The sequence below is a fragment of the Micromonospora sp. NPDC048830 genome, from assembly GCF_043198215.1.
In the GTDB taxonomy this organism is placed as follows: Bacteria; Actinomycetota; Actinomycetes; order Mycobacteriales; family Micromonosporaceae; genus Micromonospora.
This window is the reverse complement of record NZ_JBICUP010000091.1, coordinates 1-8,398: the sequence shown is the minus strand read 5'-3', so window position 1 is coordinate 8,398 and position 8,398 is coordinate 1. Positions and strand designations below refer to the sequence as shown.

Below are 8,398 nucleotides of genomic sequence, written 5' to 3'. Positions count from 1 at the left end.
GATCGTGCTGGCGGTCCGTTGGTGTCTGCGGTTCAACCTCTCGTACCGGGATGTGGAGGAGTTGCTGGTCGAGCGGGGTGTCGAGGTAAATCACGTTACGGTCTACCGGTCAGCGCGAACGCCGGACAGCACCCCGCAACCACGCAGACCTACACCTTCCACGCCGACATCACGATCTTCGAAAAGGGGCTTGCCTCCCGCTCACGGCGCTAAACGCAACGGTGTTGATCGCCACCATGTTCGTTGAACACCTCTCGGCGAAGCACCACGATCTGGCCGGTATAAGCGTCAAGTGCCGCCAGAACTACAGGATCGACAAGCTGTGGATCGATCTGGGATTTCACAGGAGATCACAGGTGCGGGGGCGAAGCCACACCGGCCACCTTCTCGACGTCTGGTGGCGTGACCACGGGCACCCGGATCTCTTCTCACGACAGGATCCGCCTCTGCTGCGAGCTGCCCTGGACAACAACATCATCCGTGACCTAGGACCGGACACGAGTCGACGACCTCACCGGCCCAGCAGACCACACCCGGCAAGCCGGAGTCGATCATGCTTTCGCCCAACGCAACAGACCCCGCCGGGGTGTGGGCGTTCACGCCGGACGATGAACCGGGTGCCGGGTGGGTAGGCGGCCCGCCAGCCGGCCGGCAGCAGACCGGTGATCTCGCAGATCTCGGCCCCGTTACGCAGGTCACCCTTGCTGTTGAGGGCGCCGGTCCAGGCGGTGACGGCGCGGATCGCTTCCCGAACCGGTTCGGTGATCGCCACCCGACGGAGAACCGAATGTCGATACCGTGTTCACGCAGGCCGCGGGACAGATCAACCGCGCTGGCCGCCGCCTTGATCAACAGCTACCGAAAGAGTGAGGCTAACCTATGCCCGCCGATCGCGTGCGGGGGCGGGCACGGGCTTCACGAGGCCGCCGTCGTACGCGGCGATCACGAGTTGCACCCGGTCGCGGGCTCCGAGTTTGCTCAGCAGGTGTGAGACGTGAGACTTGACGGTCTTGACGGCGATGGTGAGATGTCCGGCGATCTCGTCGTTGGACAGACCCTGCCCGATGAGGCCGAGCACCTCGGCCTCCCGGGCGGTCAGCTCGTCGAGCCGGGACTGCACAGGATCAGGGGGGCTGGTGTGCCGCTTGCAGACATAGTGTTCAACCAGGCGTGCCAGGATCGACGGGGCGAAGAGCGCTTCGCCGCCGTGCGTACGCCTGATGGCGTCGAGTAGATCGCCCGGCCGGCTGTCCTTCAGCAAGAAGCCATTGGCTCCGGCACGGAGCGCGTGGAAGACGTACTCATCGAGGTCGAACATGCTCAGGACCAGCACTCGGGTGTGCCCGAGCTCCGGAAGCCGGCAGATGCTCCGGGTTGCTTCGATGCCGTCGAGCCGCGGCATCCGGACGTCCATGAGCACCACGTCGGGCAGGGTGGCCTCGGCCGTGGCGATCGCTTCCATCCCGTCGCCGGCCTCTCCAACCACCGCGAGATCGGGCTCGGCGTCGATGATCATCGCGAGGCTCCGCCGGAGTAGAGGTTCGTCATCGACGAGTACGACCCGCAAGGGCCGATCTGATCCGGTCATGCCGCTCCCTCGGGAATGATGGCTTCGAGATGGAACCCCGAACGATCCGCGTGCTCTTTCGCGCGCGGCTCCGCCGTCAGGGTCCCACCCAGGCTGTTCACCCGTTCCCGCAGCCCGATGAGGCCGTGCCCGGCGCCTGGCCGGACGGCCCAGCCCCGGTTCGGCCCGTCGTCGTCGATGGTCACACAGACTGCCACCGGGGTCCGCGTCAGGCGGACGTTGACCGTGGTCGAGCCGGCGTAGCGCGCGCTGTTGGCCAGCCCTTCCCGGACGACCCGGCAGATCGCAACCTGAGCGCCCGGGGACACCGGCCCGAGTTCTTCCTGGGTCAGCTCGACGTGCAGGCCGACCCGGCGGGCGCCCTCGATGATCCCCGACAGGGACGCCAGAGTTTCGGTGGGGTGGCGGGCGGGCGGGTCATCGACATCCCGCAGCGCATCCAGCATGCGGCGCAGCTCGACCGTCGCCTTCCGGCTGATGGCCTCCACGTCCTCGATTGCAGCCAGCAGCGCCTGATCGTCCGGCTTGCGGGCATGTAGGTGTGCGGCGCCGGCCGCTCGCACCGTGATCATGCCGAGGCCGTGCGAGACGATGTCGTGCAGGTCGCGGGCGAGGCGCAGGCGCTCGGCGAGCACCGCCTCCGCTATGTCGCGCCGCGCCATCACCGTCTCGTGCTCGGAACGTTCGAGCAGCAACCGGACGATCGCCCATACGGAGACCGCCGCGAAGCCGAGCAGCAGGACGGTGACGAACGGCCACGTGAGCCCGAGCGCGAGGACGGCCGTCATCACGACGAGCAGCGCAGCAGCCGGCAGTAGCAACCATAGTCGGCGGAAGCGACGCCGGCCTTCGGTCATGCGGTAAGCCTACCGTTCCCAGGCTCCCGGACATTGAACATGAAGGGCGAGTGCGGAGGTCGGGGCACCCGCATCGGACTACGGTCCGACGGACTCTGGGCCGACGAGAAACATCCTTTGCCGCCCACGGCCTGATGTTTCGGCGCGCTCCGCGTGGTTGTGTGGGTTCGGCGGGGCATCACCTTCGCCACAGTGTCCAGAGGTCGCCCGGGAGGGTCGTTGTACAGGCGCGTGGTAATGGCGGTTGCAGGGGCACTGTTCTCCCTGCTGGCTCTGGTGGCGGTGATCGTCACCGACCTGCACGACCGGGACTTTCCCCAGGCCATAGGCGCGCAGAGCAGGCTGGGCCTGGACTTCGGCGAGTCGCAGTTCAGCGACCGGGAAGCGTTTGCGGCGCTGACCCAGATGGATGCCGACTGGAACCTGGGATTGGTCAGGATCGCACCGGACCTGGCCGGCGACAGCGACGAGCGGATCTTCGTGGCCCTCAACAACAGGAGCCTGGCCGCGACGTTCCGCTGGTTCAGCGGCACCGGCGAGGGAAGGGTCGTAGGCAGGGACCGGCTGGCCAACTCGTCGCCCGACGGCTCCTATCTGGTCACTGGCGACAGAGCCCGGCTCGCCGAGCTGCAGAGCCGGCTAAACAGCGCGGGCGTACGGGTGACGCGCATCGACGCGTCTGTGACCGGCAGTCTCCGGTTCGCCATGCAAGAGGGCGGCTTCGCCGCAGCCGTCCTGGCCGCATTCGCCCTCATCGCGGCGCTTGCGCTGTTCTGGCTGTCGATGAAGGCACGCAGCCGCGCGCTCCGGGTGCTGGGTGGCTGCCCCGCGTTGCGCATCCAGGCACAGGACTTGTGTGGATTCGCGGCCGCACTGCTCGTTCCGGCGGCCGCTGTCACCCTCGTGGCTGTCGCCTACGTGGGCCTTGCTCGTGGCTGGCTGTACGTCGGCGTCTTCGTCAAGGCGCTGGCCGGCGTGGAGGTCGCGGTCATCGCCGTGTCACTGCTCGTTGCCCTGGCCATGTCGGCCTCCGCCTGGCCGAGCGCCACCATGCTGGCCACCCGGCAGCCCGCAGTGAAGAGCCTTCGCTCCGCGGCTGTGGTCGTCCAGGCGCTGACGTTCCTGCTGGTCGTGGGCGCGGCCGGGCCGGCCTGGTCGGCGTATCGCAGCTCGTCCGCCACGGCCGCCGAGATGGCGCAATGGAAGAACCTCGCGGATCAGGTCGCGGTCCAGTTCGGGATGAGCGATGACGAGATGACCAGTCTCGAGCCCCGAATCGGCAACCTGGTCAAGGACGGCGAGGCGGCCGGGGCGATCGCGTATTCGTACACCTTCTCGGACGAGACATGGGGAGGCGATCTCGGCGACTACTCGGCGGTCACCTTCGTGAACCAGCGATGGCTCGATTTGATGACCACGAACGCGCCTCCGGGGGCGCTCACGCCGGTGCGCTACGACCATGTGAGTAGCATGCTTTCGCGGGAGTTCGGCGAGACGTTCTCACTGTTGTCGAGAAGCCGACGTCCCGGCGGACAAATCCTGTCGGCGTTCGGATACCTACGGCCCGCCGACGGATTCCGGATGCCGGTCGCCCAGGGTGGCGGCGGCGGAAGTCTGGCGTTCCTGGACGATGTTCTCGTCGCCGTCATACCCTCCCTGCACCAGACGTTCAATGATCGGAACCTGACGTCGATGGTCTCGACGAGGAACATCCTGTTCACGGGCGTGGCGGCAACCCAGGGGCTGCTCGAGCGCGACGGCCTCTCCTCCGAAGCCCTGAGTGACCGGGGGATCAAGGGTGACCTGAGTGTTGTCTACGTCGCGGAGGAAGGGATCCTCCGGGCGCAGTTCATGGCGTACGTGGTCTGGCTGATGAATCTCGCGCTGGCCGCTCTGGTGGTCGCCTTCACGGTCGCGGCCGCGATCAGCGCGCTGATCACCGCCCTGCTGCACGCGAAGCGTGACTTCCCGTTGCGGCTGTCCGGCCGTCCATGGGGGCGGATCCTGCAGAGCCGGGTCTACAAGGAGTTGCTGGCTGGCGTGGCGCTCGTTTGCCTCGTCGCTCTCTTCCAGAGACCCGACGCCGTAGGTGCGCTGCTGGTGGCCGCGTTGTTCGGGATGTTCGTCGTTCCACTGAGTCATCTGTGGGCCGCGAACTGGTGTTTCTCCGGCGTCAGCAGGCGTCGAATCTGATGGGAGTTCCAATGCTGATTGAGGCCGAGGCCGTTTCAGTAGCGATCGGTGGGCGGCCAGTGCTCGACGGCGAGTCTGTACGCTGCGAGCCGGGGACGATGACCGCCCTCGTGGGCCCGAGCGGATCGGGAAAGACCACCCTGCTGCACTGCCTCGGGCTGCTGCTCCCGGTCGACCGCGGCCGCATCCTGATCGATGGAAAGGACGTCACGAGGTACGGCTCGGCGGCGCGACGCCGGTTCTGGCGTGACCACGCGGCATTCGTCCTGCAGGACTACGGGATCATGGACGAGGAGTCCGTCGCCTTCAACGTCACGATGCGGTCGAGCCCGCTGGGCAAGCGGGTCACCGGCGACGGGAAGCGGCTGGCGCAGGTTCTCGATCAGACCGGGCTGGCGGGCCGGCAGAATGAGGCGGCCAGCCATCTCAGTGGCGGTGAAAAGCAGCGGCTCGCGCTGGCCCGCGCCATCTACAAGCGAGCTGCGGTCGTGTTCGTCGACGAGCCCACCGCGTCGCTTGATGCCGCCAACCGGCGGAAGGTCATCGCTCTGTTCGCGGAGTTCGCTGCCGAAGGCTGCACGGTCATCGTGTCCACGCACGACTCGGAGATGATCGAGGCCTGCGGTTCACGCCATCAGATCGGGAGCGGCGCTGTTGCGCAACCCGTCAATCAGACCCAGTAGGGCGGAAGGACCTGCCATGTCTCTGGTATCGAAGATTGCGATCGGCGTCGTCGCGGTGGTTGCCATCGGTGCAGGCGCGGCCGCGGCTCTCGGCGGTGTGTTCCCGACGTCGACCGACACCCACCCGCCCTGTGAGGAATTGCCGACCGCAGCCGAGGCCCGCGCGGCGTTGAGCAGGAACGAGTCCCTCGCCACCAACATTGAGGCGCTGGGGGAGGGAATCTCGGTCGAGGTGGGCTCGCCGTGCCCCAAGGGCCAGGATCGTGCGCTGATTCAGGTGACCTACGGATCGAAGCCGGAGCGTGAAGCGATCGGCAATTTGCTCTTGCGCCACGACGGGTTCGGCGTTCCGGTACATCTCGTCGAGAAGTAGCCAAATGGAACACCTGTGGCTCGGCGACCAATGGTCACCGAGCCACAGGCATCGGAGCAGGGTTAGCAGGTGCGGTAGTAGTAGCTGGCCTCGAGGCCGGACGAGTTGACGGTTCCGATCTCGGCGATGGACGTCTGGCCAGAGGCGGTGTCGATGCTCCGCGACCGGTTGGTCTCCGTACCGTCGATGTACTTCACCACCGTCGACCCATGGCACCTGTTGACGGTGTAGTAGGAACGGAGCTTGACGTCCCAAAATCCGTACTTCCAGGTGCCGCCTTCCGACGGGTACTGCGTCTTGGATCCCACGCTCACCCAGGCCGCCGCAGGCCCGGCGACGGCGCCCATCAGGGCTGCGGAAAGCGCTACTCCGGCAAGCGCTGCCTTGGTCGTTCGATTCACCGATCTCCCCATTTCATAAAGCAGGCCGGGGGCGGTCCCCGGAACGGCACCACCGGACCGGAGGTCGCCGTGGTGGCCGAAGTGAGAAAACCATATTGACGGAGCTCTGTCCCGAGCCGTTCAGCTCAGCCTGGAACTAGTCATTCCGTCAGTCGAGCGGAAGCTCCCCTGCCCGAATGGCCAGGTACACCAGGTGAGCGCGGTTGCTTGCCTGGTACCGAGCACTCATGTTGGAGAGGTGGTATTTGATCGCGCTCTCGCTCCGGTGCAGCCGCTTGGCGATCTGGCTGACCGTCAGCCCATCCGCGACGAGTGCCAGAACGACGCGTTCCCGCTGCGTCAGGTTCATCACAGTAGCCCCGCCTCGCGGGGATGACGAAGCCGGTCCGCCGCACCTGAGGGCATCGAGCAGGTAACCACCGATCGTCGGGCTGAGCCACCGCTGCCCGCGGCGCACGGCCTGCATGGCACCGCTCAACTGCGTGGCCTGATCGTTGGCGGTCACGATTCCCTCGACGCCGCACTGGACGATCTCCCGCAGAACGTCCAGGTCCGGCGGGTCGGCAGCCGATAGCGCCACCACCGCAATGTTGGTGACCGTGCCACCGCTGCGCGCGCGCAGAAGCTCACGCAGACTGCCGGCCATTTCGACGTCCACGAGAAGCACGTCCGGTTTCCTAGCCTGCGCCTCCTCGACGAGGGCGACCGAATCTACCGAGGTCTCCGACACTGCGAAGCCGGGACGCTGTCCGATTAGCGCGGCGATGCCGGCCCGGAGCACTTCGTTGCTGGTGGCCACGAGAACATGCGTGGGCTTTACCACCGGCACCCCTCTCCGGCGGCCTGCCGGAACGACAGGCGTGCGAAGCCCGAATCAGCGTGGACCTCCGCCTCCGCCCTGCCGTCCGGCAGTTTCGCTGTCGGAACAGCAGCAAACACCAGCCCGACCGAGTCACGGAGAACAGATGAGGTCGGATGCACGGCAAATCGCCGCCATGACGTTTTCGATATCATCGGCGCCCTCTATCGCGATTCTATTTTCGGGTCGACGAAAGTACGCATCCAGGGTGAGGTAGCTGCCTGAAGCGGGGTGAATGACGTTCGACCGGGAGCTGCCGGCGAACCGTTGGGCCGCGTCGCCGATCAACCACCGCATCAAGCCGCTGCGCCCAGCGGTGCGTTTGGCCAGCCCGACGCCGGAACACTTCCCTGCCCGGCCGCCGGTTCAGCCGTCAGCACGGCGCCGACTGCGCGTTCGATCCAGGCCTGGACGATCAGATCCTGCTCGTGCACGGCACGGCGGTCACGGTTCAGACGGTAATGCACCAGTCTGTCCGGTGTAAACCAGGTGTCGATATGCGGACGCCCCCGGTGAGACCAACGAGCCCGAGTCGGTGCCCATCCATGTCGGACCGAAGTCGCCGGCGCCCGTGCGCCACCGCCAGCCGCACGCGAGCGACTGACTCGCGCCTCGGTTCACTCTCTCGGCCAACGTTGCCCTCCCCCGGTCGCCCTAAGTCAGACCGACGGTACCGCACGTAACGATGGCGTGGGCCTGCTAGCTTCAGGTTAATCGATAGCTATAACTAGCGAGCACCTCGCTGGCGCTGTTGCGTTGGCGGATCGGTGGACACGCCGAGCCGCGTCACCGGGCACTGTCAGATGGCTCCGGCCAGTTCCGTAACGCGGCGGCCACCCGCAGACCGGGCGGGACGTCAGCGGCGAGTTCGTAGTGTCCGCGTCGGAGGTTCTGAACGAAGGCATGGCCGGCCGATGATCGTTTGCGCGGTGCGGTCGGTGCGGAGCCCGCGCATCGGTCTGAGCCTGTGCTTGAGCTGGCTGTGGTCGGCCTCGATCGGATTGTTGCCGTGTCGTTTACTGTGGTGCCACGCCGACGGGACCAGGTCGTCGAGCACCCTCGGATAGACCGGGTTCGCGTCGGTGGCAACCTCGCCGGGCGTGACCTTCAGCGTGGTCAGCGCCCGGTGGAAGAGAACCGCCGGGCCGCCGCGGCGTCCCGACGGGCCGAGGCGAGCACGTCGATGACCTGACCATGCTGGTCCACGGTTCGGTACACGTACCGCCACACTCCGTTGACCTTGACGTAGGTTTCGTCCACGAACCAACGGTCACCAGGTGAGTGACGAGCGAAGCGAGCGGCGTCGGCCAACAGCAAGGTGAACCGCTGCACCCACCGGTAGACCGTAACGTGATCCCCCTCGACACCCCGCTCGACCAGCAACTCCTCCACATTCCGGTACGAGAGGTTGAACCGCAGACACCAACGGACCGCCAGCACGATA

Annotated in this window: 7 protein-coding genes and 3 pseudogenes; 4 read left to right on the top strand and 6 right to left on the bottom strand. The window is 66.5% G+C overall.

Annotation, left to right across the window (positions count from 1 at the left end; translation table 11 throughout):
• Position 1: 1 nt before the first annotated feature.
• A pseudogene (locus ACGFIZ_RS33640) lies at positions 2–109 on the top strand (IS6 family transposase); the annotation flags it as partial.
• A gap of 471 nt (positions 110–580) precedes the next feature.
• Here ACGFIZ_RS33640 and ACGFIZ_RS33635 read toward each other — a convergent pair.
• From ACGFIZ_RS33635 to ACGFIZ_RS33625, 3 genes and pseudogenes are all read right to left on the bottom strand, one after another.
• Positions 581–816, bottom strand: a pseudogene (locus ACGFIZ_RS33635) (IS1380 family transposase); the annotation flags it as partial.
• Positions 817–877: 61 nt separating this feature from the next.
• Complete coding sequence (locus tag ACGFIZ_RS33630; RefSeq protein ID WP_393427219.1) at positions 878–1,588, bottom strand: response regulator; 711 nt, start codon at positions 1,586–1,588, stop codon at positions 878–880.
• Positions 1,585–2,445, bottom strand: a complete 861-nt coding sequence (locus tag ACGFIZ_RS33625) for a sensor histidine kinase (RefSeq protein WP_393427216.1) — start codon at positions 2,443–2,445, stop codon at positions 1,585–1,587. The genes ACGFIZ_RS33630 and ACGFIZ_RS33625 overlap by 4 nt, the downstream gene beginning before the upstream one ends.
• A gap of 237 nt (positions 2,446–2,682) precedes the next feature.
• Here ACGFIZ_RS33625 and ACGFIZ_RS33620 point away from each other — a divergent pair, with 237 nt between their 5' ends.
• The 3 genes from ACGFIZ_RS33620 to ACGFIZ_RS33610 are packed head-to-tail and all read left to right on the top strand — an operon-like array spanning position 2,683 to position 5,694.
• Positions 2,683–4,638: a hypothetical protein gene (locus tag ACGFIZ_RS33620; RefSeq protein ID WP_393427213.1), complete on the top strand. Its 1,956-nt coding sequence runs from the start codon at positions 2,683–2,685 to the stop codon at positions 4,636–4,638.
• A gap of 11 nt (positions 4,639–4,649) precedes the next feature.
• Positions 4,650–5,321 (top strand): ABC transporter ATP-binding protein, encoded by a 672-nt coding sequence (locus ACGFIZ_RS33615; RefSeq protein ID WP_393427210.1) that lies wholly within the window; start codon positions 4,650–4,652, stop codon positions 5,319–5,321.
• A gap of 16 nt (positions 5,322–5,337) precedes the next feature.
• A complete protein-coding gene (locus ACGFIZ_RS33610) occupies positions 5,338–5,694 on the top strand; it encodes a hypothetical protein (protein WP_393427207.1) in 357 nt (118 codons plus the stop codon).
• Between the two features lie 62 nt (positions 5,695–5,756).
• Here ACGFIZ_RS33610 and ACGFIZ_RS33605 read toward each other — a convergent pair whose 3' ends face one another.
• The 3 genes and pseudogenes from ACGFIZ_RS33605 to ACGFIZ_RS33595 form a co-directional block, all read right to left on the bottom strand.
• Positions 5,757–6,008, bottom strand: coding sequence for a lactococcin 972 family bacteriocin (locus ACGFIZ_RS33605; protein WP_393427204.1), 252 nt, complete (start codon positions 6,006–6,008; stop codon positions 5,757–5,759).
• Between the two features lie 235 nt (positions 6,009–6,243).
• Positions 6,244–6,894 (bottom strand): response regulator transcription factor, encoded by a 651-nt coding sequence (locus ACGFIZ_RS33600; RefSeq protein ID WP_393427201.1) that lies wholly within the window; start codon positions 6,892–6,894, stop codon positions 6,244–6,246.
• 859 nt (positions 6,895–7,753) lie between these two features.
• A pseudogene (locus tag ACGFIZ_RS33595) lies at positions 7,754–8,397 on the bottom strand (IS6 family transposase).
• Position 8,398 lies beyond the last annotated feature (1 nt).